The organism is Streptomyces sp. ICN903 (genome assembly GCF_022015835.1).
GTDB classification, from domain to species: domain Bacteria; phylum Actinomycetota; class Actinomycetes; order Streptomycetales; family Streptomycetaceae; genus Streptomyces; species Streptomyces fenghuangensis.
Genome location: NZ_JAKMAY010000050.1, coordinates 1 through 25566 on the forward strand (window position 1 = coordinate 1; position 25566 = coordinate 25566).

General features: G+C 74.3%; 29 protein-coding genes and 1 tRNA gene. 18 read left to right on the top strand and 12 right to left on the bottom strand.

Features of this window, described 5'->3' with window-relative positions; genetic code table 11:
* Positions 1 to 85: 85 nt before the first annotated feature.
* The 3 genes from L7D48_RS07755 (at position 86) to L7D48_RS07765 (ending at position 953) form a co-directional block, all read left to right on the top strand.
* Positions 86 to 159: transfer RNA gene (locus L7D48_RS07755), tRNA-Ala, on the top strand.
* 141 nt (positions 160 to 300) lie between these two features.
* Positions 301 to 519 carry a hypothetical protein gene (locus L7D48_RS07760; RefSeq protein ID WP_237878220.1) on the top strand — a complete coding sequence of 73 codons (219 nt, stop codon included), beginning with the start codon at positions 301 to 303 and terminating at the stop codon, positions 517 to 519.
* 158 nt (positions 520 to 677) lie between these two features.
* Positions 678 to 953, top strand: a complete 276-nt coding sequence (locus L7D48_RS07765) for a hypothetical protein (protein WP_237878221.1) — start codon at positions 678 to 680, stop codon at positions 951 to 953.
* A gap of 164 nt (positions 954 to 1117) precedes the next feature.
* Here the strand turns inward: L7D48_RS07765 and L7D48_RS07770 are convergent, their stop codons facing one another.
* On the bottom strand, positions 1118 to 1378 hold the full coding sequence (locus L7D48_RS07770; protein WP_237878222.1) for a winged helix-turn-helix domain-containing protein: 261 nt from the start codon (positions 1376 to 1378) through the stop codon (positions 1118 to 1120).
* Positions 1379 to 1544: 166 nt separating this feature from the next.
* Here L7D48_RS07770 and L7D48_RS07775 point away from each other — a divergent pair, with 166 nt between their 5' ends.
* The 3 genes from L7D48_RS07775 to L7D48_RS29105 are packed head-to-tail and all read left to right on the top strand — an operon-like array spanning position 1545 to position 2574.
* Positions 1545 to 1955 (top strand): hypothetical protein, encoded by a 411-nt coding sequence (locus L7D48_RS07775; protein ID WP_237878223.1) that lies wholly within the window; start codon positions 1545 to 1547, stop codon positions 1953 to 1955.
* Positions 1952 to 2452 carry a hypothetical protein gene (locus L7D48_RS07780; RefSeq protein ID WP_237878224.1) on the top strand — a complete coding sequence of 167 codons (501 nt, stop codon included), beginning with the start codon at positions 1952 to 1954 and terminating at the stop codon, positions 2450 to 2452. The genes L7D48_RS07775 and L7D48_RS07780 overlap by 4 nt, the downstream gene beginning before the upstream one ends.
* On the top strand, positions 2452 to 2574 hold the full coding sequence (locus tag L7D48_RS29105) for a hypothetical protein (RefSeq protein ID WP_256462553.1): 123 nt from the start codon (positions 2452 to 2454) through the stop codon (positions 2572 to 2574). The genes L7D48_RS07780 and L7D48_RS29105 overlap by 1 nt, the downstream gene beginning before the upstream one ends.
* A 104-nt stretch (positions 2575 to 2678) precedes the next feature.
* Here the strand turns inward: L7D48_RS29105 and L7D48_RS07785 are convergent, their stop codons facing one another.
* From L7D48_RS07785 to L7D48_RS07795, 3 genes are all read right to left on the bottom strand, one after another.
* Complete coding sequence (locus L7D48_RS07785; protein ID WP_256462554.1) at positions 2679 to 3125, bottom strand: NUDIX domain-containing protein; 447 nt, start codon at positions 3123 to 3125, stop codon at positions 2679 to 2681.
* A 138-nt stretch (positions 3126 to 3263) separates the two neighbouring features.
* Positions 3264 to 3776 (bottom strand): DUF4396 domain-containing protein, encoded by a 513-nt coding sequence (locus L7D48_RS07790; protein ID WP_374491649.1) that lies wholly within the window; start codon positions 3774 to 3776, stop codon positions 3264 to 3266.
* 247 nt (positions 3777 to 4023) lie between these two features.
* Positions 4024 to 5103, bottom strand: coding sequence for a MerR family transcriptional regulator (locus tag L7D48_RS07795; RefSeq protein WP_237878245.1), 1080 nt, complete (start codon positions 5101 to 5103; stop codon positions 4024 to 4026).
* A 162-nt stretch (positions 5104 to 5265) separates the two neighbouring features.
* On the opposite strand from L7D48_RS07795, the gene L7D48_RS07800 reads away from it, so the two are divergent.
* From L7D48_RS07800 to L7D48_RS07820, 5 genes are all read left to right on the top strand, one after another.
* On the top strand, positions 5266 to 5847 hold the full coding sequence (locus tag L7D48_RS07800; protein WP_237878227.1) for a sigma-70 family RNA polymerase sigma factor: 582 nt from the start codon (positions 5266 to 5268) through the stop codon (positions 5845 to 5847).
* A 34-nt stretch (positions 5848 to 5881) separates the two neighbouring features.
* Positions 5882 to 6508, top strand: a complete 627-nt coding sequence (locus L7D48_RS07805) for a DUF4383 domain-containing protein (protein ID WP_237878228.1) — start codon at positions 5882 to 5884, stop codon at positions 6506 to 6508.
* Between the two features lie 148 nt (positions 6509 to 6656).
* Positions 6657 to 7496 carry a DUF4397 domain-containing protein gene (locus L7D48_RS07810; RefSeq protein WP_237878229.1) on the top strand — a complete coding sequence of 280 codons (840 nt, stop codon included), beginning with the start codon at positions 6657 to 6659 and terminating at the stop codon, positions 7494 to 7496.
* Between the two features lie 5 nt (positions 7497 to 7501).
* A complete protein-coding gene (locus L7D48_RS07815) occupies positions 7502 to 8185 on the top strand; it encodes a class F sortase (protein ID WP_237878230.1) in 684 nt (227 codons plus the stop codon).
* Complete coding sequence (locus L7D48_RS07820; protein ID WP_237878231.1) at positions 8182 to 8598, top strand: zf-HC2 domain-containing protein; 417 nt, start codon at positions 8182 to 8184, stop codon at positions 8596 to 8598. The genes L7D48_RS07815 and L7D48_RS07820 overlap by 4 nt, the downstream gene beginning before the upstream one ends.
* A 6-nt stretch (positions 8599 to 8604) precedes the next feature.
* On the opposite strand, the gene L7D48_RS07825 is transcribed toward L7D48_RS07820, so the two are convergent.
* Positions 8605 to 9366, bottom strand: coding sequence for a cyclopropane-fatty-acyl-phospholipid synthase family protein (locus tag L7D48_RS07825; RefSeq protein WP_237878232.1), 762 nt, complete (start codon positions 9364 to 9366; stop codon positions 8605 to 8607).
* 279 nt (positions 9367 to 9645) lie between these two features.
* Here L7D48_RS07825 and L7D48_RS07830 point away from each other — a divergent pair, with 279 nt between their 5' ends.
* Positions 9646 to 11391 (top strand): hypothetical protein, encoded by a 1746-nt coding sequence (locus L7D48_RS07830; RefSeq protein WP_374491639.1) that lies wholly within the window; start codon positions 9646 to 9648, stop codon positions 11389 to 11391.
* 71 nt (positions 11392 to 11462) lie between these two features.
* Here L7D48_RS07830 and L7D48_RS07835 read toward each other — a convergent pair whose 3' ends face one another.
* The gene (locus tag L7D48_RS07835; RefSeq protein WP_237878234.1) at positions 11463 to 12401 is read right to left on the bottom strand and encodes an arylamine N-acetyltransferase; all 939 of its coding nucleotides are present in this window, start codon (positions 12399 to 12401) and stop codon (positions 11463 to 11465) included.
* 145 nt (positions 12402 to 12546) lie between these two features.
* Positions 12547 to 13026 (bottom strand): GNAT family N-acetyltransferase, encoded by a 480-nt coding sequence (locus L7D48_RS07840; protein ID WP_237878235.1) that lies wholly within the window; start codon positions 13024 to 13026, stop codon positions 12547 to 12549.
* A 22-nt stretch (positions 13027 to 13048) separates the two neighbouring features.
* Between L7D48_RS07840 and L7D48_RS07845 the strand changes: the two genes are divergently transcribed.
* Entirely contained in the window at positions 13049 to 13846 is a 798-nt protein-coding gene (locus tag L7D48_RS07845) for an exodeoxyribonuclease III (RefSeq protein WP_237878236.1), read from the top strand.
* On the opposite strand, the gene L7D48_RS07850 is transcribed toward L7D48_RS07845, so the two are convergent.
* On the bottom strand, positions 13834 to 15036 hold the full coding sequence (locus tag L7D48_RS07850; RefSeq protein ID WP_237878237.1) for an aromatic acid exporter family protein: 1203 nt from the start codon (positions 15034 to 15036) through the stop codon (positions 13834 to 13836). The two genes, L7D48_RS07845 and L7D48_RS07850, sit on opposite strands and share 13 nt — an antisense overlap.
* 141 nt (positions 15037 to 15177) lie before the next feature.
* Positions 15178 to 16098: a MerR family transcriptional regulator gene (locus tag L7D48_RS07855; RefSeq protein ID WP_308312251.1), complete on the bottom strand. Its 921-nt coding sequence runs from the start codon at positions 16096 to 16098 to the stop codon at positions 15178 to 15180.
* A 193-nt stretch (positions 16099 to 16291) separates the two neighbouring features.
* Here L7D48_RS07855 and L7D48_RS07860 point away from each other — a divergent pair, with 193 nt between their 5' ends.
* The 4 genes from L7D48_RS07860 (at position 16292) to L7D48_RS07875 (ending at position 19972) form a co-directional block, all read left to right on the top strand.
* Positions 16292 to 17812: an NAD(P)/FAD-dependent oxidoreductase gene (locus tag L7D48_RS07860; protein ID WP_237878238.1), complete on the top strand. Its 1521-nt coding sequence runs from the start codon at positions 16292 to 16294 to the stop codon at positions 17810 to 17812.
* A complete protein-coding gene (locus L7D48_RS07865) occupies positions 17809 to 18777 on the top strand; it encodes an alpha/beta fold hydrolase (RefSeq protein WP_237878239.1) in 969 nt (322 codons plus the stop codon). The genes L7D48_RS07860 and L7D48_RS07865 overlap by 4 nt, the downstream gene beginning before the upstream one ends.
* The gene (locus tag L7D48_RS07870) at positions 18777 to 19664 is read left to right on the top strand and encodes an SDR family oxidoreductase (RefSeq protein ID WP_237878240.1); all 888 of its coding nucleotides are present in this window, start codon (positions 18777 to 18779) and stop codon (positions 19662 to 19664) included. The genes L7D48_RS07865 and L7D48_RS07870 overlap by 1 nt, the downstream gene beginning before the upstream one ends.
* 68 nt (positions 19665 to 19732) lie before the next feature.
* Positions 19733 to 19972 (top strand): hypothetical protein, encoded by a 240-nt coding sequence (locus L7D48_RS07875; RefSeq protein WP_308312252.1) that lies wholly within the window; start codon positions 19733 to 19735, stop codon positions 19970 to 19972.
* A gap of 28 nt (positions 19973 to 20000) precedes the next feature.
* On the opposite strand, the gene L7D48_RS07880 is transcribed toward L7D48_RS07875, so the two are convergent.
* Entirely contained in the window at positions 20001 to 20903 is a 903-nt protein-coding gene (locus L7D48_RS07880; RefSeq protein ID WP_237878241.1) for a helix-turn-helix transcriptional regulator, read from the bottom strand.
* Positions 20904 to 21000: 97 nt separating this feature from the next.
* Between L7D48_RS07880 and L7D48_RS07885 the strand changes: the two genes are divergently transcribed.
* Positions 21001 to 21795 carry an NAD(P)H-dependent oxidoreductase gene (locus L7D48_RS07885; protein WP_237878242.1) on the top strand — a complete coding sequence of 265 codons (795 nt, stop codon included), beginning with the start codon at positions 21001 to 21003 and terminating at the stop codon, positions 21793 to 21795.
* Between the two features lie 63 nt (positions 21796 to 21858).
* On the opposite strand, the gene L7D48_RS07890 is transcribed toward L7D48_RS07885, so the two are convergent.
* Complete coding sequence (locus L7D48_RS07890) at positions 21859 to 22086, bottom strand: hypothetical protein (RefSeq protein ID WP_237878243.1); 228 nt, start codon at positions 22084 to 22086, stop codon at positions 21859 to 21861.
* Positions 22087 to 22165: 79 nt separating this feature from the next.
* Positions 22166 to 25566: S41 family peptidase (locus tag L7D48_RS07895; RefSeq protein WP_237878244.1), on the bottom strand; the 3401-nt coding region annotated here is incomplete at its 5' end.

Here is a 25566-nt window from a genome sequence, read left to right on the forward strand (position 1 = left end):
CCCCCGTCGTCCCGCCCACCGTGACCAGCGCGGGAACGGATTTCCGCGCACGGGCATGGGGATGCTAGGGTTTCACCCGTTGCAAGGGCCTGTAGCGCAGTCCGGTAGCGCACCTCGTTCGCATCGAGGGGGTCAGGGGTTCAAATCCCCTCAGGTCCACACGGCAGCAAGAAGCCCCTCCCAGTATCCGGGAGGGGCTTCTTCTTCGTTTTCCGTACTCACCGGCCTGTGAAGCCCGGCGGCGGGGTATCCGGGTTGAGCGGCCCCGCCGATCTCGTCCGTCCTGCTAGGTTGTCGCGCGTGAAGGCATCGAAACCTTCCCTGTTCAGGCGGATGACCACGGCGCTCGGCCTCACCCACGCTCCGGGTGGTGAACCCCGCCCCGGTGGGTCGAAGGTCTCACGGTTCGGCCGTTTCGTCTCACCACGCCTGGACCAGGAGCTGAAGGATCTGCAGGCCCGGGTCGCGCAACTTGAGGAACTGCTGGGTCACCGGCAGGCCGAAGACACCCGGAACTGAGCCGAGCAGGCCCGACGGCGTCTCCCCTTACGAGACCTCTCCCATGACGAGGTCGGGGAGCACGGACAACACGAGATGCCGATGCCCGACGTGCGGGCCGGGGGAGGCCGCCGAGGCGGCCAACGGCGTCCTCGGAGCCGGGCGCGGCCTCAAGGCGTATGCCGGGGCGGAGCAGACGGAGCCACTTCTCGGCGTGGAACTGGACGCTGTCCCGGATCCGCGTCGCCCACACGGACGACCGGGTGATCGTGACGGCGCGCGACACGCTGAAGGCGGCCGGCCTGCACGGGCGCAAGTACGCCATCGACGCGGTTCTGGCGGCTGTGGCCGGGCAGGAGGCCGCGCAGGGTGCCCAAGTGACCGTCTTCACCTCCGACGCCGACGACATGCGGCAACTCCTCGCAGACCACCCTGTGCGAGTCGAGAAGGTCTGACGAGGCGTCCACGTCTTCCCGTCAATGTCCGGCACACCTCTGTCGCCACACCCAGGGCGGAGGCGGTCAGCCCCGCAGGGCGCGGACGGGTGGGCGGGAGTGCGGCTTCCCGGTGAGGCGGGTTCGGCGGACGGTGCCGCTGGGGGGTGACGGCTTCTGGTCCGTTACTCGCCGTCCTTGTCGGCGGGCGGAGTTTGCGTCACGTACGTTCCCTTCGCGGGGAGCGTCACCACGAGTCCGCGCTCCCGGAGTTCGACGAGAGCGCGTCGAATCGTGCCTGCGGCTACGCCGTACTGCTCAGCCAGATCGAGCTCACCGGGCAGGCGAGCCCCGGCCCGGAGCTGTCCGCTGCTGATCTTCCGCTCGATGGCGTTGGCCACCTGTACATACACGTATTCCGGACGTCCGGGGTCGATTTTCTCCATGCGATGAAGGTATGCAGTGGGGCGCGGCGGAGCGCTCTGGGGAAGTGAACGCAACTGTATGAAGTTGTATGTAGTGGACTAGAGTGGTTGTATAAGCAAACAGAAACCCCGGCGACGGTGGGCGCCGTCCCGGGGCATGGCCACCAACTTCTAGGGAGTTGATGACGTGCGGAACACTATCGCGCGTTTCCTGGGCTGGGCCCTGAGCCCTGCCCTTCTGTGGGCACTGACGCTGTTGTTTCCGGCCACCGGGAGGCGCCGGAGGGGGCGGGCGCCGCAGCGCCGGGCGGCCTCGGTGCGCACCCTCCGGGACGGCGGGAGCGCGGCCTGCCCGGCCGTGGAGACGGAGCCCGTACGGCAGGCTCCGCGCGGCTGCGGGGAGGCGTCGGACGTGGCACCCGTCCGGCCGTACTGGACGGCGCACGAGCGGTCGGTGCGCCGGCGGCGTCGGCGGGTGCTGTGGATGGCGACGGTGGGGCTGGACCTCGACACGCGGAACATCCACCTCCAGACGCACGGCGTCCGCGCCCGGCCCGTCCCGGTGCCCGGCTGGACCGTGACCGGAGGCGGCCTGTGAGCGGGGCGGGAACGGGCGCGGAGGAGGAGGCGGAGTACGTCTCCGTGCGCTGTGCGATCGGAGTGCACGGCGAGTGCGCCGATGCCGAGCCGGGGGAGAGCGGCGCACCCGGAGTGCGTCACCTGGCGTGCGCCTGCTCCTGCCATCCGGGGCGGGAGGGGAGGGCGGTGCCCGAGCCCGCGCCGCCACCCGGTGAGGAGGGCTGGTACCGGCTGTGCTGGGTGGCCCGCCCCGACGGGGAGCTGGACCGGCTGTTCCCGAGCGTGTCCTACGGGGTGCTGATCGGCCGGGACGTGCCGGTGATGCTGCGCGGGATGCGCGGCTGCCTGGCCCCGTCGGTCTTCCACGACCCCGCCCGCGTCCGCGAGCGGGCCGACACCGGGCAGGGCTGGTCGTACGTGGACGGCAACCTCGCCGTCCACGCCCACCGCATCGCCGAACCGGCCGGCCCGCAACCGCTGTTCGGCGGCACGGGGTGGAAGGGGGCGGGCCGGTGATGTCCCATCGCGGATGTCGCGGGCGCCGCGGGCGTCTGGAGTCGTGTACGTGGACCACCCTCCTGGTCACGGTCTCGGCCGTCGCCATGGTCCTGCTCCTCCAGGCCGCCCACCGGGGCTGAGGCAGGGCAGGCGGTCCGGCCGCGGGCCATGACGTCGGTGCCCTTCCCGGTCCCGGGTCTCGGGAAGGGCGCCGACCGGTTTCCGGCAGGTGGAGTCCGGGCGCTCAGCTGTCCCAGCGGACCAGGGAGAGCTGCGGACCGCCGGTGAGGTAGCCGCGCAGGGCGCCGCCGCTGGAGGGGACGAAGTTCTCCGGGAGGGCGTCGACGGGAACCCAGCGGACCTGGGAGTGCTTGCCCGGTTCGCGGTTCCCGGGCTCGCCGGACCACTCGTGGGCGGCGAAGACGACGGTGAGGTAGCCGTTCGGGGACTCGACGCCCCAGCCCCCGTGGACGACATGGGCCAGACGCAGGTGCTCGGCCTTCACCACCAGGCCGGTCTCCTCGCGGAGTTCGCGTACGGCGGTCTCGGTGACGGGCTCGCCGGGGTCGCTCTTGCCGGTGGGCAGGTCCCACATCCCCTGTGCGAACTTGGCCCGTGGCCCGCGCTGGAGGAGGACGACGCGGCCGGCGTCCCGGTCGTGGACGATGACGGCCGCGACCAGCAGGGTCATCGATTCGAGCGCGGGCGGGAGAGCGGTGCGGGTCTCGTGCTCGGGCTGTGGTGCCACGGTGTCCCCTTCGGTCGTCGTGCCGACGGACGGCTGGAGCCGCCCGTCGGCACGGGGCGCTCCGGGCACGTGCGGTTCGGCTCAGTGGTAGGCGTGGACGACGGCGTGGCCCTTGCCGCGGCCGATCATCCACTTGTTCACGGGTGTGGTGATCAGGAAGGCGACCGCGAATCCGCCCAGCAGCGCGGACCAGAACAGCCCGTCCGACAGGTGGGCGTCCATCGCGCCCGGGGTGAGGGCGATGATCGCGTTGTCGACGAGTTCCATCACGGAGATGGAGACGGTGTCGGCGGCCAGCGCGACCTTGATCGCGCTCCTGAGGCCCAGGCCGGTCCGGAGGACCGCGAACAGCGTGAAGGAGTAGCCGAAGAGGAACGCCAGCGTGATCGCCAGGGCCATGGTGGGCACGTTGCCCCACAGCAGGGCGGTGCCGATGGCCATGCCGAGGATCTCGCCGACGACGCATCCGGTCAGGCAGTGCAGTGTCGCCTTCACGGCCGTCGACCAGGACGCGCCGGGTGCGCGGGAGGCGTGGTCGTCCTCGTGGGCGGCCGGGTGGTGCGTGGCATCGGTGCGGTGGGTGTCGTGCTCCATGGCTCTCATCCCCTGTTCCCGTCCAGTGTGGTTCGTCGGCTGGTCCCCACACCAGTGGACTATATACCCTAGGGGGGTATGAAGGCGATGTGTTCGGCCCCCTTCCGGCAGGGCTGTCGCCGTCCGCGGCGGCGACAGCGGTGGGACGGGCGGAACGACGCCCCGAGGGATCCCACGGCCGGCCTTCCGCTCCCCCTCTCCATCCCCCTCCCGTGGTGCCGGTCGTCACGGAGGGTGGGAGCGGCGCTCAGGCCCGGTGGTCGCCGGCGGATGCGGTCAGCAGGTCCAGGGCGTCGCGCAGGCCGCGGGGGCGGGCGATGCCCGGCAGGCGCAGCCCCCGCCAGCCCGGCCCGGCGACCAGTACGGCAGGGCGCACGCGGGCGCCCCGCACGCCCCAGGCGGTGGCGCGTACCCGGCGGACCAGGGCGGGATCGGCGGTACGGCGGGTCTGGGACCACAGGACGACGGCGGACGGTCCGGTGCGGCGCACCGCCTCCTCCATCGCCCCGGCCGGGACGGAGGCGCCGAACATCCGGATGCCGACGCCGTGTTCGGCCAGCGCGGCGGCCAGGACCTCCAGCGGGAGGGTGTGGGTCTCGTCGGGCGCACAGGCCAGCAGCACCGGTGCGGAGGGTGCGGGCGAGGCGGCGGACGCGGGCAGCGGCCGGGCCGCCACGCGGCGCAGGGCCGAGGAGACGTGCCAGGACAGCAGGTGCTCCACCTCCACGTAGCGCTCGCCCGAGGTGACCCACTTGCGGCCCGCCGCCCGCAGGGTGGGCATGATCACCTCCTCCCAGGCGCCGGCCACGCCGTGCGCGGCGATCGCCCGGTCCAGCAGGTCGTCGAGGGCGGGGGCGTCCAGGCGTACGGCCGCGCGGGCCAGGCCCCGGCACTCCCGGCTCACACTGCTGCCCACGGGCAGGGTGTTGCCGCCGCCCGCGCGGGCCGGTGCGGAGGAGGCCGGTTCGTCCGGTTCGGCCGGTTCCGCAGGGGGTGCGGGTTCCGCGGTGACGGCGGGTTCCCCGGGCGCGGGCTGTACGGGCGTGGGGGCCGCCGGGCCGGGCGAGGCGGCGGCGCGCGCCTGGCGAGCGGCCTCCGCCGGGGGCACGCCGGAGGCGGTCAGACGGCACATGGCCTCCAGTACCGCGATGTCCCGCGGCGACCACCGCCGGTGACGGCCGTCCTCCCGGACGCTCGGCCCCAGCCCGTACCGCCGGTCCCACGAGCGCAGGGTGGTGGGCGCGACGCCCAGTCGCCGGGCGACGGCGCCGGTGCTGAGCCCCGCCTGCCCGGGCGTGCGGTCATCGGTTTCCGGAGCACCCGCCATGCGTCCAGGGTAGTCGACGCAGAAACGATGCGACTTGCTGCCGTTCGTCATGCGCTCCACCGTGGAACCACCGAAGCGCACCCCGCGCCCGACGGGAGGAGCGAAGCCATGACGCTTGCGACGGCCCGGGTGGCGGCCCCGAGTACGGTCCCTCGCCCGGACATGCTCACGCGGTCGCGCCGGCCGGCCCCCGGGGGTGCGGCCGCCTCCGAGGAGGAGGTGGCCCGCGCCCTGGTGCGCGGCGAGGAATGGGCCCTGGCCGAACTCTTCGAACGCTGGGGCGCGCTCGTCCACACCCTGTCCGCCCGCGTCCTGGGCGACCGCCAGGACGCGGAGGACGCCACCCAGCAGGTCTTCCTGGCCGCCTGGCGCGGCCGGGACACCTACCGGCCCGAGCGCGGCACGCTGCCGGGCTGGCTCGTCGGCATCACCCGCAAGGTGGCGGCCGACGCGCTGGCCGCCCGCGCCCGGTGCCGCGAGCCGGCCGCGGCGGGCTCCACGTTCCCACCCGCCGCGGCCGGACCCCATCCGGACGAGGTCCTGGACCGCATCCTGGTCGCCCGCGCGCTGGCCGAGCTGTCCGCGCCCCAGCGCCGGGTGCTCTTCCTGGCCTTCTACGAGGACCTCACCCACGCCGAGACAGCCCGCCGCACCGGCCTGCCCCTGGGCACGGTCAAGGCGCACGCCCGCAGGGGGCTGCTGCGGCTGCGCCGGCGGATGGACGCCGTCCGGTACACCCCGTGACCCTCCGCGAACTCCCGCGAGGAGACGATCGACCATGAACATCCGGGACGAACTGCCCATCGACCACCAGCTGGCCGGTGTCTACCGCTACGGAGCCGCCGTCAGCGGCGCCATCCTGCTGGTCTTCGGAGTTCTCGGGTTCGCCAACCGGCTCGACTTCTTCGACACCACCGGCTCCGAGACAGCCGGGCTGTCCGGCAACGGCCTGCTGAGCATGGTCTCGGTGACGGTCGGAACGCTCCTGATCGCAGGCGCGGTCATCGGCGGCAACTTCGCCTCCACGCTCAACATGACGGTCGGCGCGCTGTTCATCCTCAGCGGCTTCGCCAACCTCGCCCTGCTGGAGACGTCCGCCAACATCCTGGCGTTCCGTATGCCCAACGTCATCTTCAGCTTCCTGATGGGCCTGGTCATCGGCACATTCGGGATGTATGGGCGGATAAGTGGCGGACTGCCGCACGACAACCCATACTGGCTCAGGCGCCACCCCGAACAGGCCGCCGCCGAGGAGGAGCGCAGGCGCCGCCTGGCGGCAGCGGGGATCGGCGCACCGGGCCCCGCCCCCGAGGCCCTCGGAGCACGGGGCGCACGGGGCGCCGGCCCGGACCGGCCCGCTCCGAACCGTGACAACCACCGTGAAAGCGCCCGAGGCAGGGCGTAGCGGCACGCCGGCCGGCCAACCCCCCACAGCGGGCGACGGGCAGTCAATTCCATGGAATCCGTCGTGAAGTGCATCCGAAAGGGCCGGCAGTCCGGAAGAGAGGGTGAAGTCCCGCACCTGAGCGGGGCTCCCACGAAGGGAAATCCCGATGATGAACTCGCGCAGCAGGAAGATCGTCTGCGTCACCGCCGGTGCGTGCGCACTGTCCCTGGCCGTGGCCGTCCCCGCCTCCGCGGACAACCACACACAGGGCGAGAAGGCATCGGTCTCGGTCTTCCACGGCGTCCCCGGCCTGACCGTCGACGTCTACGCCAACGGAAACGAGCTGCTCCCCGACTTCGAGCCCGGTACCCTGACCGAACCTCAGGCACTGGACCCGGGCACCTACGACATCGAGGTCTTCGCGGACGGCGAGGGCCCCGACGGCGACCCCGCCATCCAGAAGAGCGTCGAGGTCCCGGCCGGCGCGAACGCCACGCTCGCCGCGCACCTGAACGCCGACGGCGACCCGGTCCTCACCGCCTTCGTCAACGACACCTCCAAGGTCCCGGCCGGACAGTCCCGGCTGACCGTCCGCCACGTGGCCGCCGCTCCGGCCGTGGACGTCCGCGCCGGCGGGGAACCGGTCATCGAGGGCCTGACCAACCCCAACGAGAAGTCGCTGGAGGTGCCCGCCGGCACGGTCAGCGCCGACGTGGTCCTCGCCGGCACCGAGACGGTGGCCATCGGCCCCGCCGACCTGGAACTCGGCGAGGGCGCCAACACCGTCGTCTACGCCTGGGGCAGCGCCGAGGACGAGAACCTCGCGCTGAAGACGCAGACGATCGGCGGCATGGCCTCCGCGCCGGGCGGCGTGGACGCCGGTGAGAGCGGTGCGATGGCCGCGGACAACGAGTCCGCCACCGCCTGGCTGGCCTGGGGCACCGCGGGCGCCGTCGCGGTCGCCGGTCTGCTGGCCGCCCGCCGCCGCTACGCCCGGGACAACTGACGGCCATGCGTGCCCTCATCGGGGGTGGGCGGCCCTCCGCGGCGGCCGTGACGGCCGCCGCGGTGGTCGCCGCCGTCCTGGCGGCTCTGCTGGCCTGGTCGCTGCGGCCGTCCGGAGCCGCGGTGCCGCAGGACTTCGGCGACCGGCCGCGGGCCCAGGAGCCCGCGGCCGGGGCGCCGTTCGAGGTCCACGACAGCGAGGCGGACGGCGCGGGCGGTGCCGGGAACACGTCCGCCCCCGCGCCCGAGCCGGTGTCCCTGAGCATCCCCCGGCTTTCCCTGGAAGCCCGCGTCCAGGGCGTCGGGGTCGAGGACGACGGCACGGTGGAGATCCCCCAGGACGCCGGGCAGGCCGGCTGGTACCGCTACGGACCGGCGCCGGGCGCGCCCGCCGGATCCGCCGTGGTCGTCGGCCACGTCGACGACCGCACCGGCGACCTGGGCGCCTTCGCCAAGCTGTACGGCGTCCGCGAGGGCGACGACATCACCGTCGAGCGCCAAGGCGCCCCGCCGCTGCGGTACGAGGTGACGGCCCGTGAGGTGGTCGACCAGGACAGCCTCCCCGACGAGGTGTTCCGGCGCGACGGACGGCCGGTGCTGACCCTGGTCACCTGCGCGCCCCCGTACGACCGCGAGAGCGGCGGTTACCGGAAGAACCTGCTGGTGTACGCCGTCCCCGCCGGGGAGTGAGACTCGGGGACGACCGGGGCCGGGCGGACGACCGGGGCCGGGCGGACGGGCGGACGGGCACGGTACGGCCCGGCGACAGGCCGCCGCGGCGGCACGGCGAGGAGGAGGACGGCGTGGACCACTGCGACCCCATCCTGTCGGCCGCGCTCGCCTTCGGCGAGGCCTCCGAACAGGAGACCCGTGCCGCCGAGCGGCACCTGGAGCACTGCGCCGCCTGCCGCGAGGAGCTGGCGGCCCTGCGGGAACTGGCGGACACCGCCCGCCGCGCCGCCCCCGCCGACAGCGCGTCCGTACGGCCGCCCCCGCGCGTGTGGGAGGCCGTCGCCGCCGAGATCGCCGCCGAACGCCGGGGCGGCGGGCAGGGCGGCGGACGGGACGGTGGGCGGGACGGAACGGGCAGCGGGCCGGAGTGACGCCGGTCAGCCGGCGGGGATCAGCGTGAGGTAGGCCAGCCCCAGCACACCCCGGTAGTGCAGCCAGGCGGACCGGTGCCCCTCGACACGTTCCCGGACCCCGGCGGCCGAGGGATGGCCGCCGTGGCTCGCCAGCCACTCCTCGGCATCGGCCAGGTAGCCCGACTCGAACTCCTCCCACTCGTCCTCGTTCGCCGTCTCGATCCACTCGATCCGGAACCCGGCGCCCACTGCGGCGTCCACCAGACCCGAGAGAGGGAGGTGGTCCGAGGCGGACGCCCCCGGCCACATGCCCGACAGCTCGGCGGCGGTGGGGGTGCGCTGCCAGAAGCCCTCGCCGAGCAGTACGCGCCCTCCCGGGGAGACCAGCCCGCGCAGCTCCGCGAGGGCGGGGGCGGTGTGACGGGGCGGTTCGACGGAGGTGAGGGCCTGGCTCGCCCCGAGGCACAGGACGAGGTCGGCGGGGCCGCGCCCGGTGTGCTCGGCGGACTCCCGGACGAACTCCATCCGGTCGGCCAGCCCGCGTGACGCGGCGCTCCGGCGGCCGCGCTCCAGGTCCTCGGCGTCGATGTCCAGGCCCGTGCCCGTGCAGCCGGGCACCGCTTCGAGCACGCGCAGCGTCATCTCCCCCCAGCCGCAACCGATGTCGAGGACGGTGGCGGGGCGGTTGCGGGCGAGGCGCGCCACCATGCGGTCGGCACGCGCCCCGGAGAGGGGGCCGTGGAAGGCGAGGCGGGTCAGCCGGGGCGGCGCGTCGGTGTCGGTCACTCCGGGAACGCTAGCGGCGCGGACGGCGGCGGGACAGCGAATATCGGCGGCCACCGCGGCCACCGCGGCCACCGCGGCCACCGCGACCACCGCGACCACGGCGGAAGCCGGCGCGCGGCGACGGGATGTACCGCGGGTAACCGAAACGAGACCGGGGTGTGACCTCGCCGTGGGCAACCCATCCGGGGCCCCGGTGGTCGGGAAACCCGGGCGCGGAGAGCGGAGCGTGCGCATCGCGTACGCGCCGTGTGCGCCCGGACACTTCCGACCACCGAGGAGATGCGAAGAGTGCGACGCCACTCGAGGCACAGACTGTGGCAGCGGGCCGTCGGCGGCCTGACCGTCGCCGGAATGCTGGCGGCGGGCGCCGTCGGCACGGCCAACGCTGAGGAGCCCGGGGGCGCCGCGCCGATCCCGGTGGCCTTCACCGGGCCCGACTCGTTCGACCTGTCGCTCCAGGCGGGGGAGCCCGCCGAGGGAGAGGCCCAGATCGAGGTCGGGCTCAAGGCGCCCGGCGAGACCGAGCCCGACGAGGACGGCATCATCTCCCCCATCCACCAGGGGGAGTACACCGTCACCATCGACGCGACCGGCCTGGAGGGCGTCGCGGACGTGGACCTGCCCTGCGACGCGGACGGCCTGGTGGCCGTCTGCACCGAGTACGAGCTCTACGCGGGCGACGTGTACAACCGGAACTGGGACATCGGCCTCGCGCCCGGCGCGCAGAGCGAGGCCGGGGACACCGGCACCATCACCGTCACCGGCGAGGGCGAGGGGCTGGAGTTCACCGAGCACAGCATCGACGTCCTCGTCGGCGGCCCCGAGTTCCGCATGCGCACGCTGACCGAGCCCGAGGGCTTCGCCGCCGGCGACACCTTCGAGGCCCCGCTGGGCTTCCGCAACGTCGGCGGTGTGGACGCCGACGGCGTCATCCTGCGGTTCACCGGCTCGCGCGGGCTGTCCTTCCCCGAGGAGTACGGCAACTGCGCGTACGCCGTGGAGAACGAGGACAACCTGATCCGGATGAGGCGCGTCGCCCTGTGCACCTTCGAGGGCACCTTCGAGAAGGGCATCTCCTACGAGGTCGGCGAGCCGGTGAAGGTGAGGACCGCCGACTTCGCGCTCAACGACATCTTCTCCTACAGCTTCACCGCGCTCTCCCCCGAGGAGGCCGACCGGCTGCGCGCGGCCGGCGACTACCGCCAGGGCGAGGGCGCCGAGCTGACGATCAGGCAGGCGAAGGGCGGCGGCGACTACGTCCAGTACGCCGAGCTCGACTTCCCGAGGAAGAACACCTACGACCTGGACCTCACCGGCGACCGGGTGAAGGGGAAGAAGGGCGAGACGGTGACGGTGGACGTCGCCATGCACAACCGCGGCCCGGGCTGGATCGGATCGCTGCGCGCGGGCGGCGAGCCCTTCGGCTTCACCGTGGAGATCCCCGAGGGCGCGACGGTGGCCAAGGCGCCCAGGGACTGCGGCCCGCACAACATCGAGGGCGTGGAGCAGCCCGACAGCTACCTGTGCTGGGCCGGCACCCCGATGCTGGAGGACAGCCGGGAGGACTTCGCCTTCGAGCTGCGGATCGACAAGGTGGTCAAGGGCGCCAAGGGCCGGATCCACATGCCCAAGTGGGACAACCCCTGGGAGGGGAACCCCGCCAACGACGACGGCTGGATCGTGCTCAACGGCACCGGCGACGAGAAGACCCCCGGGGACGGCGACTCCACCGGCGGCACGGGTGGCACCGGCGGCTCCGGTTCCGGCTCCGAGGGCAAGGGAGACGGCGACGGCGGGAACGGCGGCGAGGACGGCGGTGAGGGCGACGGCGGCTCCACCGGCTCCACCGGGACCTCCGGCGGCGGGAGCGCGGACGGCAGCCTGGCCTCCACCGGCACGACCGTGCTGGCGGCGGGCGGCCTCGCCCTGCTCCTGCTGGCCGCGGGCGGCGCGGCCGTGGTGATCGTGCGCCGCCGCCGCACGGCGGGCGCCGGCGCGGACGGTACGGGCGGCGCGGCGGCCTGACCTACCGCGCTCCCGAAACACACGGGGGTGCGCCCGCCGGACCCGGCGGGCGCACCCCCTTTCGCATGCCCTCAGCCGGCCGGTACGGCGGCCGGACCGCTGTCGGCGGGGAGGCGCTCCACGATGCCGGCGAGCGCCTCGGCGTCGTCCGCGTCCAGCCCGACGCCGAAGACGTCCCGCAGCACTTCGGGCACCTCGCGCGGCTTCAGCTCCCGCACCCGGCGCGAGCCGTCCGCGCGAGCGGTGGTCACCCAGGTCGCGCCGTACAGCGCCTGGCGGACGTCCGGGCCGGTGCGCTGGACGATCGGGCGCCGCACGAACGGCGAGCGGGGATGGGTGGAGACGTAGTGGTTGCCCACCTCCCAGTCGATCGCGTACTGCGGGTTCAGGGTGAAGGCGTGCAGGTCGCACCACTCCTCCCCGGCCCCGCGCCGCTCGTGCAGCACCCACTCCCGGGCCTGCGCGGTCGTGCCCAGGGGCGTGACGGTGCGCTCCAGCCGGAACTCCCATCCGCTGCCGGAGGTCCGCGCCCCGTCGGCCAGTTCGACCGGCTCCAGCGGACTGCCGCCGAAGCCGACGTCGCAGATCCACACCCGCCCGGTGTCCGCCGTCTGGGCCGTCTCCACGCGCAGGACGGCGTGCGTGGCGGGGCGCACGCGGCCCGAGCCCATGCCCACCCGCGAGGTCAGGCCGCCGACGCCGAAGCCCAGCCGCTCCAGGGCGGCGGCGAAGAGCCGGGCGTGCTCGAAGCAGTAGCCGCCGCGCGCCCGGCGCACGATCTTGTCCTGGAGGGCGGGCAGGCCGAGCGGGACCGGCCGGCCCAGGACGATCTCCAGGTTCTCGAAGGGGATGCCCAGCACGTGCGCGCGGTGCAGGGCACGCAGGTTCGCCTCGGTCGGGGAGCGGTTCCCGTCGTGGCCGATCCGGGCCAGATAGGCGTCCAGGTCCAGCTCCGCGCCGTCCCAGCGCCGGTCCGAGCCGCCCCCGCCGGTGTTCTCCGCGTCCGTCATGGCCGTACGTCCTCCCCGTGGTGTGCTTCCGCGCGGGCCGGCGGGCACCGGCCTGCGCAGACGAACGTAGAACCTCAAGCGGGCTTGAGGTCAAGGAGCGGGCGGGCGGGCACGGGGGATCGGCGCGGAGTTCCGGTGTGGAGGCTCAGCGCAGCGGCTTGGCGTAGCAGCGGCTGCCCGGCTCGTGGCGGTAGACCCCGAACTTCTCGGTGAGCGTGTAGCCGCTCGACTCGTACAGCGCCATCGCCTCCGGCTGCATGGTGCCGGTCTCCAGCACCATCCGCAGCCGCCCCGCCTCCCGCGCGTCCTCCTCCAGCAGGGCCAGGATGCGGCGGGACAGCCCCTGGCGCCGCGCCTCACGGATCACGAACATCCGCTTGAGTTCGGCGTCGCCGTCGCGGTAGTTCTCCCCGTTCTCGTCCATCGCCCGCCAGCCGCCGGTGGCCACGGGCCGGTCCCGCTCGTCGTACGCGATCAGGAACAGGCCGCGCGGCGGCGAGAACATCCCGGGTTCCAGAGGTGTGACATCGCCCTCGCCGCCGTAGCGCTCGGCATACTCCAGCTGCACCAGATCGGTGAGCTTCGCGGCGTCGGGGTGGTCGTAGGCGACGGGCGTGATGCGCATGTCCGCATCGTAAGGTGCCGGGGTGCTGACGATTTCGACGGTCAATGTGAACGGGCTGCGCGCCGCGGCGAAGAAGGGCTACACCCAGTGGCTGGCCGCCACCGACGCGGATGTGGTGTGCCTGCAGGAGGTGCGCGCCGAGCCGGAGCAACTCCCCGGCGAGGTACGCGATCCGGAGGGCTGGCACGCGGTCTACGCCCCGGCCGCCGCCAAGGGGCGGGCGGGCGTGGCGGTGCTCACCCGGCGTGCGCCCGAGGACGTACGGGTGGGTTTCGAAGTGAGCGAGTTCACGGACTCCGGCCGCTATCTGGAGGTGGACCTGCCGGGTCTGACCGTCGCCAGCCTCTACCTGCCCTCGGGCGAGGTCGGCACCGAGAGGCAGGAGGAGAAGGAGCGCTTCATGGCGGCCTTCCTGCCCTACCTGGCCGGGCTGCGCGAGCGCGCCGCCGCGGCCGGCCGCGAGGTCCTGGTCTGCGGCGACTGGAACATCGCCCACCAGGAGGCCGACATCAGGAACTGGAAGGCCAACCGGAAGAACTCCGGCTTCCTGCCCGAGGAGCGCGCCTGGCTCGGCCGGGTCTTCGACGAGGCGGGCTACGCCGACGTCGTCCGCCGCCTCCATCCGGACCAGGACGGGCCGTACTCGTGGTGGTCCTACCGGGGCCGGGCCTTCGACAACGACGCGGGGTGGCGGATCGACCTTCACGTCGCCACCGAGCCGTTGGCGCGGCGGGCGGTGAAGGCGTACGTGGAGCGCGCGGCCGACCACGCGGGCCGGTGGAGCGACCACGCGCCGGTGACGGCCGTCTACGCGCCCTGACGGCCGGAGGCGCCGCCGTCCCCGTCCCCGCCGCCGTCTCCGTCCCCGCTTCCCTCGCCGCGCCCGCCCGGCAGGAGGCCGGCGGCCAGCCGGCGGGACTCCGCCAGGAGGGGGCCCAGCACCGCCAGCCCTTCGGGTACGGCGGTGGCGTGCCGGGGGAGCTCGGCGCGGAGCCGGTCCTGCTCGACGCGGATCTCCCCGACGGCCTCGTGCAGTTCGCGGCGGGCCGTCTCGGGGTCGTCGCCGGTGACGGTGCGCCCGTAGGCGCCCAGCGCGTCGGCCACCCGCTGGAGGAAACCGGCGTACGGGCGGGTGACCTCGTGGTCGGGCCGGGGCACGCCGTCGCTCTCGTCGGCGGCCTCCAGCAGGGTGCGGGTCAAGGCGGTGAGGCGTTCGGCGACGTCCTCCAGGGTGGCCAGCGTCTCCTCGTACGCCGCCGTCAGCCGCGCGGCCTCGGCGCGTCGGCGGCTCTCGGGGTTGAGGCGCATGCTCTCGCGGCTCCAGCCGACCGCGGACTCCACGCCGCGGATCAGCCGGGGCAGCCGGCGGGCCCGGTCGTACCAGGCGCGGATGCGGTCGTACTCCCAGGGCTCGTCCAGGCCGTCCGCGACCTCGGTCACGATCTCCCGCGCCTCGCGGACGGCGGAGTCCACCGCGTCGCGCGCGCTGCGCAGATGGACGGGCGGCAGGACGAGCGCGTTGACGCCGACGCCGACGGCTGTGCCCAGCAGGGCGGCCAGCACGCGGGAGACGGCCGAGTCGAGCGTGGCCTCGCCGGGGACGAGGGTGAACAGGGCGGCGGTGGAGGCGTAGATGCCCTGGGCGCCGAAGCGAGGCCAGTTGCCCAGCAGGGTGGTGACGGGCAGGACGAGGATCATCACCAGCACCGGATGGCCGAGGGGGATGACCAGGGCCGCGGCCAGCACCGTGCCGACGGTGATCGCCATCGTCTGCTGGAGCCCCTGCCACACCGAGCGGTAGACGGTGGCCTGCACCAGGACCACCGCCACCCAGGGCGCCATCAGGGCGAAGGCGTCGGGCAGCAGCCAGGCGGCGGCCAGCCAGGCCAGGACGGCGGCGAGCGCGGCCTTGAGGGACTGGACGACGACGTCGCGCTCCCGGCCCGGCCCCTGCCAGGCTCGGCGCAGGGAGCGGGCGCCCCAGGAGACCTCGGCCCGCACCGCGCGCATGGCGCGGGTCGTGGGGGAGGGTCGGTCGGAACGCGTCGTGGACCCGGACTGTGTGTGCACCATCGAGGTACGGGTTGCCGTGGGGGCGGCGGTCATACATGGGCTTCACGGGCACGGCGCGGCGGAAGGGCCGCGCGCCGGTCAGCCGCCGGGCCGGCTCCGCGACCGCCCGGTTGGCCTCGGTCCTCCGGGTTCCCCGCCCGGCTCCGGTTCCGGCCTCGGCTCCCCGTCCGGCCCGTCCGGCCCGTCCGGCTCGTCCGGCCGCGACCAGCTCTCCAGCTCCGCGCGGACGCGGCGGTCCATGGCCAGCGCCAGTTCGACGTCGACCACCTGCTCGGCCAGCGGGCGCAGCCGGTCCATCACGTCCGACAGGCGCCGCAGGTCGTCGGGGGAGAGCTCGCGGACGCCGGTGAACAGATGGGCGCGGACGAGGTTGGTGAACAGGTCGGCGACGGCGTCGGCGTGCTCGCGCACCACGCGCCCGGCCTCCAGCACGGCCCCCAGCGGGATGCCCTCGCCCACCAGGGCGGTGGAGGCGTCGAGCAGGCGGCGGCTGACGTGGACGACCTCGTCGCCGTCGACGGCGACGTAGCCCAGGTCCAGGGCGGTGGCGAGGTTGTCGGAGGTGACCTCGTCGGGGAAGTGGGCGGCCAGGTCCTCGGGGGTGAGGCGGACGGGGGTCTCCTGCGACCAGGGGGAGACCAGCGTGCTCTCCAGGCCGAGCAGTTCGGCCGCGCCGCCCGCGTCCCGGCCCTTCTCGAAGGCGTCGATCAGGTCGGCGATCCCGCCGAGGGTGTGGCCGCGGGCCAGCAGCGCGGAGATCGTCCGCAGCCGGTTGAGGTGGTGCTCGTTGTACCAGGCGATGCGGCCCTCGCGGCGCGGCGGCGGGAGGAGCCGGCGCTCGCGGTAGAACCGCAGGGTGCGCACGGTGATGCCGGCCGCCCTGGCGAGTTCGGCCGTGCGGTACTCGGCGGGCGGGTCCGTGCCGTCGTCCTCCGGTCCGGTCCGCGCGTGCGCCGCGCCGTCCGCCCGTCCGTTGTCCGCCGATGTTCTGTCCGCCACACCGAGAGCCTATGCGGCGGGAGCGGCCGGACGCCCGGGCCAGGGGTGCAACCGGCGGTAACTTTCCCTCGCCGTACCCCTACCCATGGGTACGTTCCTGCTCTACTCTCCAACCATGCCAGCGATCACTGGCATGTTTCACGGGCGAGGCCACACAGGACAGCAACAGGACACACCGGAGTCGGGAGGCGGCATGGCCGGACACGAACACGTACGGGTGGCGGTGATCGGGTCGGGATTCGGAGGCCTGGGCGCCGCCGTACGACTGCGCCGCGCGGGCATCACGGACTTCGCCGTACTGGAGCGCCGCGACTCCGTGGGCGGCACCTGGCGCGACAACAGCTACCCCGGGTGCGCCTGCGACGTGCCCTCCCACCTCTACTCGTTCTCTTTCGCGCCCAACCCCGACTGGCCGCGGAACTTCTCCGGGCAGGAGCACATCCGCGCCTATCTGGAGAAGGTCGCCGACACCTTCGGACTGCGCCCCCACATCCGCTTCGACTCCGAGGTGCTGAGCGCCCGCTGGGACACCGAGGCGCTGCACTGGGAGATCGAGACCGCCCGCGGCGCCCTGACCGCCGACATGCTCGTCTCGGCCACCGGCCCGCTCTCCGACCCCAAGATCCCCGACATCCCCGGCCTGGACGGCTTCACCGGCAAGGTCTTCCACTCCGCCCAGTGGGACCACGACTACGACCTGCGCGGCAAGCGCGTCGCCATGATCGGCACCGGTGCGTCCGCCATCCAGATCGTCCCCTCGATCCAGCCGCTGGTGGACAGACTCACCCTCTTCCAGCGCACCCCGCCGTGGGTCATGCCGCGCATGGACCGGGAAATCACCCGAGCCGAGCGCTGGCTGCACGCCAAGGTGCCCCCCACACGCGCGCTGCGCCGCCAGATGCTCTGGCTGATCAGGGAGTTCCAGGTCGGCGCCTTCACCAAGCACCCCGCACAGCTCGGCCTGGTGGAGAAGCTCGCCAGGCACCACATGACCAAGGTCGTCAAGGACCCGGTGCTGCGGGCCAAGCTGACCCCCGACTACCGCATCGGCTGCAAGCGCATCCTGCTGTCCAACACCTACTACCCGGCCCTGGTCAAGCCCAACGTGGACGTGGTCGCCTCCGGCCTGAAGGAGGTGCGCGGCAACACCCTGGTGGCCGCCGACGGCACCGGGACCGAGGTGGACGCTGTGATCTTCGGCACCGGCTTCCACGTCACCGACATGCCGGTCGCCCAGCGGATCACCGGCGCGCAGGGCATCACGCTGGCCGAGGCCTGGAAGGACGGCATGGAGGCGCTGCGCGGCTCCACGGCCACGGGCTTCCCCAACTTCATGACCGTCATCGGGCCCAACACCGGCCTCGGCAACAGCTCGATGATCCTCATGATCGAGGCGCAGCTGAACTACATGGTCGACTACCTCCGGCAGCTGGAGACGCTCACCGCCGGATCGGCCGGCCGGGCCGCGCTCGACGCCCGCCCCGAGGCCGTGCGCTCGTGGACCGACCACGTCCAGCGGCGGATGACGCGCACCGTGTGGAACACCGGCGGCTGCGACAGCTGGTATCTGGACGCCAACGGCCGCAACACCACCGTGTGGCCGGGCACGACCGGCGAGTTCAGGAAGGTGACCAGGAACGTGGACCTGGCCGAGTACGAGGTGCTGCGGGCCCCGGCCCGCAGCGGACAGCGGAAGGCGGAGGCGACCCGATGAGCCGTGGACCCCGAACGACGGACGGGCCGTACGCCCCGCCCACCCCGCGCCGCGAGCTGACCGTGACCTCCGCCGACGGCTCCCGGCTGCACGTCGAGGAGCACGGCCGCGAGGACGGGCCAACGGTCGTCCTGGTGCACGGCTGGACCTGCTCGACCGCCTTCTGGGGCCCCGTGGTCCGTCGGCTGGCCGACGACCACCGGGTGTTCGTCTACGACCAGCGCGGCCACGGCCGCTCCCCGGCCGTCGGCCCCGACGGCTACAGCACCGACGCCCTCGCCGACGACCTGTGCGCCGTCCTGGAGGCGGCCGGATCCCGGGCGGTCGTCGCCGGGCACTCCATGGGCGGCATGACGGTCATGGCCGCCGCCGGGCGCCCGCAGGTGCGCGAGCGCGTCGCCGCCGCGCTGCTGTGCAACACCGGCAGCTCCCGGCTGCTGGACGAGTCCACCGTCGCGCCGCTGAGAGCGGGCAGACCGCGCTACCGGATCCAGAAGGCCGTCCTCGGCTCCAGCCTGCCGCTGGGCCCGGTCACGCCGCTGGGCATGCGCGTCCTGCGGTACGCCACGATGGGCCCCGGCGCGACGAAGGAGCAGATGCGGGCGTGCGCCCGCATCGTCCACGCCTGCCCGCGCTCCGTACGCGCCTCCTGGGCCCGGAAGGTCCTGGCGGTGCTGGACCTGGACGCCAACCTCGCCGCCCTGGACCTGCCCGTCGGCATCATCACCGGCGAGAAGGACCGGCTCACCCCGCCGGTGCTCTCCCGCCGCATCGCCGAGGCGCTGCCGGACTGCACCGGACTGACCGAACTGCCCGGCCTGGGGCACATGACGCCCCTGGAGGACCCCGGCGCCGTCGCCGGCGCGGTGGCCGCGCTGGTGCGCGACCACCTGGCGGACACGGCGCACGACGCGGGGCAGAACACACCGCCGGCCGGGGTGCCGGCCGGGAAGGAGAGCGCGTAATGGCACGCAGGGACCTCCAGGGCCAGGTGGCGGTGGTGACGGGCGCGGCCCGGGGCGTGGGCGAACTCCTCGCCCGCAAGCTGGCGGCGCGCGGCGCGCGGCTCGCGCTGGTCGGGCTGGAGCCGGACGAGCTGAGGAAGGTCGGCGAGACGCTGCCGACGGACTCCGCGCACTGGCACGCCGACGTCACCGACCACGAGGCCATGTCCCGGGTGGCACGGGAGGTGCGCGAGCGCTTCGGCGCGGTCGACATCGTCGTCGCCAACGCCGGTGTGGCCACCGGCGGCCCCTTCACCGACTCCGACGAGACCGCCTGGCGCCGGGTCATCGAGGTCAACCTGCTGGGCAGCGCCACCACCGCCCGCGCCTTCCTGCCCGCCCTGATCGAGTCGCGCGGCTACCTGCTCCAGATCGCCTCGCTCGCCGCCCTCACCCCGGCCCCGATGATGACGGCGTACTGCACCTCCAAGTCGGGTGTGGAGGCCTTCGCCCACAGTCTGCGCGCGGAGGTCGGCTACCAGGGCGTGCGCGTCGGCGTCGGCTACCTGAGCTGGACCGACACCGACATGGTGCGCGGCGCCGACCAGGACGAGGTGCTGCGCGACCTGCGCGGCCGGCTGCCCTGGCCGACCAACAGGACCTACCCGCTGGGCCCGGCGGTGGACCGGATCGTCGCGGGCATCGAGCGGCGCTCGTTCCACGTCTACGGGCAGTGGTGGCTGCGCGGCATGCAGTCGGTCCGCGGCTACCTGCCGGGGATCATCGGCCGGGTCGGCCAGCGCGAGATGAGGCACTTCGCACCCCGCCTGGCCGCCTCCGGCGGCGGCCCCCGCGGCCTGGTCGGCGCGGGCGGCGCGGCGGACGAGAAGGAGCGCACGGAGGGCTGAGCGCGCGGAAGGCCGCTCGGGGACGGAAGCGGGCGCGGTCGCCGTACGCCGTCACCCGGGGAGGCGTCATGGGCTTCCTGCCCGCGGCCGCACGGGACTTCTTCCCCCGGCCCGGGGTGCGCTGCGTGGACGTCACCGACCTGCCCCCGTCGGCCTCGGCGGTGGCCTGGTTCGCGCGGAACCGCGACAGGCCCACCGTCGCCGCCGTCCGCCGTGCCGCGACGGCGGTCACCCGGTCCCGTCGGAGACCCGGCCCGCCCGGGGACCCGGGCCGGGGCGCCGCGCGGCCTCCGTCCGGAACCGGGTGAACCCGCGGGGCGGGTGGAAGGAGCCCCGTCACGACCCGGCCGCCCCCGCCCGGCCGTCCTCCCCGGCGCCGAACACGTGCAGCACCAGGCCGGTCTCGCCGGGGGCGGCCGGTATGTGCAGGGTCTCGTAGTCCAGGGTGAGCAGCCCGGCCGTCGGGTGCCGCAGCCGTTTGCGCCCCGCCGTGCACATCACGACCTCCCCGGTGGCCCAGATCCGCCGGAACTCTGAGCTGTGGGCGGACAGTTCGGCGAGGAGCGAGGCGAGTTCCCGGTCCTCGGGATAGCGTCCCGTGGCGACCCGCAACTGCCCCACGGCCTCCACCGCCCTGTCCTCCCAGTCGGGGAAGACGGCCCGGGAGGAGACGGGATCCAGGAAGAGGTACCGGGCCTGGTTCCGCTCGCTGCGGCCGGGACCGCCCAGACCGCCGATCAGTTCGGCGCCCGGCTCGTTCCACGCCACCACGTCGGTGCGGTGGTTCGTCACGAAGGCCGGCAGGTGGGCCATGGAGTCCAGGATCCGCCGCAGCAGGGGACTGACCCGGGTACGGGGCGCGGGCCCGTGCCGGCCCGCGGTCAGGGTGTCGAGGTGCCTGCGCTCCGCCGCGTCGAGGCCGAGCGCCTTGGCGAGCGCGCCGAGCACCTCGGGGGAGGGCTGGGTGGCCCGGCCCTGTTCGAGGCGTACGTAGTAGTCCACGCTGATCCCGGCGAGCTGGGCCAGCTCCTCGCGGCGCAGCCCGCGCACCCGCCGCCGGCGGCCGCCGGGGAGGCCGACCTGCTCCGGTGTGACGCGTCCCCGGCGGGCGCGCAGGAAGGCGCCGAGCGCCCTCCGGGTGTCGCCGATCCCGTCGATTCCGTCGATCCCACCGGTCCCGTCGGTGTCTCCGGCCCTGTCGGCCCTGCCGGTCCCGTCGATGAGGTTCCCGCCGTCCATGCGCCCAGTATGGGTGGCCCTCGCGGTACCAGGACCGCCGTTCCGCCGGTCGAAGCGGGTACTGGCTGCCCGGACGCGCCCGGAGGAGTGTGGCGGCATGACCGAAGCCGTACCGCAGCAGAGCAAGAAGATCCTCATCGTCGGCGCCCACCCCGAACCCCGCTCCCTCACCGCCTCCCTGACCGCCTTCGCGGCCGGGCACCTGCGCGGGGCGGGGCACGAGGTGCGGATCTCCGACCTCTACGCGATGAAGTGGAGGGCGGCGGTGGACGCCGACGACTTCCCCGACCACCCCGCCGACCGGCGGCTGGACCTGCTGGCCGCCTCGGAGGAGGCCGCCCGGACGGGGCGGCTGTCCCCCGACATCGCCGCCGAGCAGGAGAAGGTGCGCTGGGCGGACGCGGTGGTCCTGCAGTTCCCGCTGTGGTGGTTCTCGGTGCCCGCGATCCTGAAGGGCTGGATGGACCGGGTGTTCGTCCGCGGGTTCGCCCACGGCCCCGGCCTTCCCCCGCCCTACAGCGAGGGCGCCCTGGCGGGACGGCGGGCGCTGATGTCGGTGACGGCCGGCGCCCCGAGGTCGTCCTTCTCCGACCGCGGCGTGCACGGGCGGCTGACGGATCTCCTCCACCCGTTCCAGCACGGCCTGTTCTGGTTCACCGGCATGGCGCCGCTCGAACCGTTCGCGGTGTACGACGCGAACGTCCTGCCCCGGGAGCGGTTCGAGGCGGCGAAGCGGGAGTACGGGCGGCGGCTCGACCGGCTCTTCACGGACGAGCCGGTCCCGTACCGGTCGCTGACCGGCGGCGACTACGACCGCGGCATGCGGCTGCTGCCGGGCGTGGAGGCGCCGGGGACGAGCGGTCTGGACCTGCACGTCCGCCCGCGCGGCTGAGCGCCCGGGCCCGGCGGGCACCCGCCCGCCGGGCCCGGGCGCGAACGGCCGCTGTCCGCGCGACTAGGCGTTCGGCCTGTCCTCCTCGTCCCACTCCGCGGGGCTGTCCTCGTGGGGGTGGAGTTTCCAGTCCTCCTGCTCGCGGTCGCGGGTCCTCGGCCGCCGGGAGCGGTCATCGCCCTCACGGGATCCGCCCTCACGGGATCCGCCCCCGCGGGACCCGCCCTGCGCCGTCTGGCGCCTGTTCCTGATCTCGTCGAAGTCGTCCGAGTGCTTGTCCGACTTGCCCATGCGCACTCCCGGAACTCGTCGGGACGGTCGGGTCACCACCAGGCTGACACGCCCGCGGGCGCCTCGCACATCGAGCGGCTCAGGGCCTCGGCGGCAGCGGGGGACGGCTGCGGTCGGGGACGTCGTCGTAGCCGGGCGGGGCGGCGGCCGGATGGCGCTCCAGCAGGTCCAGCGCGGTGCGCACGGCCGTCTCCAGCATCGGGTGGTGGTCCTCGGCCCAGTCCGTCGGGGTGCGCAGCACCTCGATGTCGGGCTCCACCCCGTGGTTCTCCACCGACCACTTGTACTCGTCGAACCACGCCGCGTTCATCGGCACGGTGATGACCGTGCCGTCGCCGAGCCGGTGGCGCCCGGTCATGCCGACCACCCCGCCCCAGGTACGGGCGCCGACCACCGGGCCGATGCCCAGCAGCCGGAACGCGGCGGTGATCATGTCGCCGTCGGAGGCGGTGGCCTCGTCGGCCAGGGCCACTATCGGGCCGCGCGGGGCGTTGGAGGCGTAGCTGACCGGCTGGGAGTGGCGCACCAGGTCCCAGCCGAGGATGGTGCGGGTCAGCGCCTCGACGACCAGCTCGCTGATGTGGCCGCCCGCGTTGCCGCGCACGTCCACGATCAGCGCGGGCCGGGAGACCTCCATGCGCAGGTCGCGGTTGAACTGCGCCCAGCCGGAGCCGCCCATGTCCGGGATGTGCAGATAGCCGCACCGGCCGTCGCTGAGCCTGCGCACCACCGCGCGCCGCCGGCTCACCCAGTCCTGGTAGCGCAGCGGGCGCTCGTCGATGAGGGGGACGACGGCGACGCGGCGGGGGCGCCGCGGGGCGGCGTCCGGGCCGTCGCCGGGGTCGGCGGTGAGGAAGGCCAGCTCCACGGTGGTGCCGCCGGCCGCGGCCAGCAGCGGGAACGGGCCGGCGTCCGGGTCCACCGGGCGTCCGTCGACATGGGTGAGCACCGAGCCCTCGCGGATGCCGGAGCCGGCCAGCGGGGAGCGGGCCCGTGAGTCGGAGGAGTCGCCCGGCAGGATGCGCTCCACCCGCCAGCGGCCCTCCCCGTCGCGGGCGAAGTCGGCGCCCAGCAGCCCGATCGGCCGCTGGTAGTGGGCCGGGCCCTCGTTGCGGCGGGCCGGCGAGACGTACGCGTGCGAGGTGCCCAGCTCGCCCACCGTCTCGCGCAGCAGGTCGGCGAACTCGTCCGGCGAGGCGACCCGTTCGACCAGCGGGCGGTACTGGTCCAGGATCGCGTCCCAGTCCACGCCGGACATGCCCGGATCCCAGAAGTACGAGCGCATGATCCGGCCCGCCTCGTCGAACGCCTGCCGCCACTCGGCGCGCGGATCGGCGTCGTGCAGGATCCGGCGCAGGTCGAGGTGGGTGATGGAGTCGGCGTCGGCGTGCTCGCTCGCCGGGACGGCCCGCAGGTCGCCGTCGTCGTTGACCACCAGGCGGGTGCCGTCGCCGCTGACCGCGAACCAGTCGATGTCGCTGGTCAGTTCGGTGCGCTTGGCCTTGACCAGGTCGAAGTGCTCCAGGGTGGGGCGGCCGGAGGTGTCGGCCGGGTTGGCGAAGGTCTCGCCCAGCGCCCCGGAGATCGGCCAGCGCAGCCAGACCAGCCCGCCGCCGCTGACCGGGTGGAGCGAGGAGTACTTCGAGGCCGCCACGGGGAAGGGCGTGACGCGGCTGGCCAGCCCCTCTGCCTCCACCAGCACCGTCCCCTCCTCCCCGGCAGCCTCGCCGAGGGCGTCCGGGTCCAGGCCGCCGGCCGCCGGGCGGCCCTCGGGGGAGAGGGCGAACGGCGAGGGCGTGGCCGAGGACAGCGGTACCAGGTACGGGCGGCAGCCCAGCGGGAAGGACAGGTCGCCGGTGTGCACGTCGTACACCGGGTCGAAGCCGCGCCAGGAGAGGAAGGCGAGATAGCGGCCGTCGCGGGTGAAGACGGGCTGCTCGTCCTCGAAGCGGCCCTCGGTGACGTCCAGGATGGTGCGGTCGGACAGCCGGGCGATCCGGATGCGGGTGAGCGCGCCGTCGGTGCCGGGGTGGGCCCAGGCCAGCCACTGGGAGTCGGGGGAGAAGGCGAGGTGGCGGACGGGACCGTTGACGGAGCGGACCAGCTCGGCGACACCGGAGACTGCCGCGGCCCCGGAGGGCCCAGAGGTCCCGGTGGCCCCGGTGGTCCCGGCGGCTTCGGTCCCGGTCGCTCCGGCTCCGGCGGCCCCACCGCCTCCGCCCTCGTTCCCCTCCCCGGCGTCCACCAGCAGCAGCCGCCCGTCGTGCGAGGCGACGGCCAGGGTGGCGCCGTCCGGAGAGGCGATCAGCTCGTGCACCCGCCCCAGCCGCCCCGCGGCCAGCCGCACCGGCTCGCGGGCACCGGTGGCCCGCGGCAGGTCGGCGATCTCCACCGCGTCCTCGCCCTCGGCGTCGGTGACGTAGGCGATCCGGCCGGTGGAGCCGAGCATCTCCGGCAGCCGCACCCGCACCCCCGGGGTGTCGGCGATCACCCGCGCCGGGCCGTCGCGGTGGGTGAGCCAGTACAGGCTGCCGCGCACCCCCACCGCGCTGGCGCGCCCGGTGGTGTCCACGGCCAGGGAGCTCACATGGCCCGCGGCCGACACCTGGTAGACCCGGCGCCCGGCGCGCGGCCCCGCCAGCCGCACCGGCAGCCGGCGCGGCTTCGCGTGCGGCGAGAAGTCGTCCACCAGCCACAGCTCGCCCGCGCACTGGTACACCACGCGCTCGCCGTCGGTGGAGGCGTGGCGGGCGTAGAAGTCGGCGTGGTCGGTGTGGCGGCGCAGGTCGGTGCCGTCGGGCAGGCAGGAGTAGAGGTTGCCCACCCCCTCGTGGTCGGAGAGGAACGCGATCCGGCCGCCGACGATCATCGGGCAGTCCAGGTGCCCGTACAGCTCGGGCACCAGGCGCTCGCCCTCCAGCCACAGCCGTCCCATCGCGCCGCCGCGGTAGCGCTTCCAGGCGGCCGGCTCGTGCGGCGGGGTGCCGGTCAGCAGCAGGGTGCGCCGCTTTCCGCCCAGGTCGGCGACGGCGAGGTCCGACACCGGGCCCCAGGGCAGCTTCTCGCCCGGACCGCCGCCGGTCGGCAGCCGGTAGGCCCAGGCGAAGTGCGAGAACGGCTGGCCGTGCGAGGCCACGGCCAGGATGTCCCCCTCGGGCGTCCAGCCGCGGACCTGGGTGTCCACCGCGCCCCAGTAGGTCAGCTGCCGCGACGGCCCGCCGTCGACCGGCGTCAGGTGCACCTCGGGGTCCAGGCTGCGCCAGTTCGTGTACGCGATGTGGCGGCCGTCGGGGGAGAAGCGCGGGTGCCCGAGGCGGGTGCGGTCCACCGTCAGGCGCCAGGCGCGCGGCGGCCGGGCGGCCCCGGGCGCGAGCGGGGCGATCCACAGGTCGTCCTCGGCGGTGAAGCAGAGCAGTTCGCCGTGGAGGTGCGGAAACCTGAGGTACGCCCCGGAGGAGTCCGGGGAGGGGGGAGCGGGGG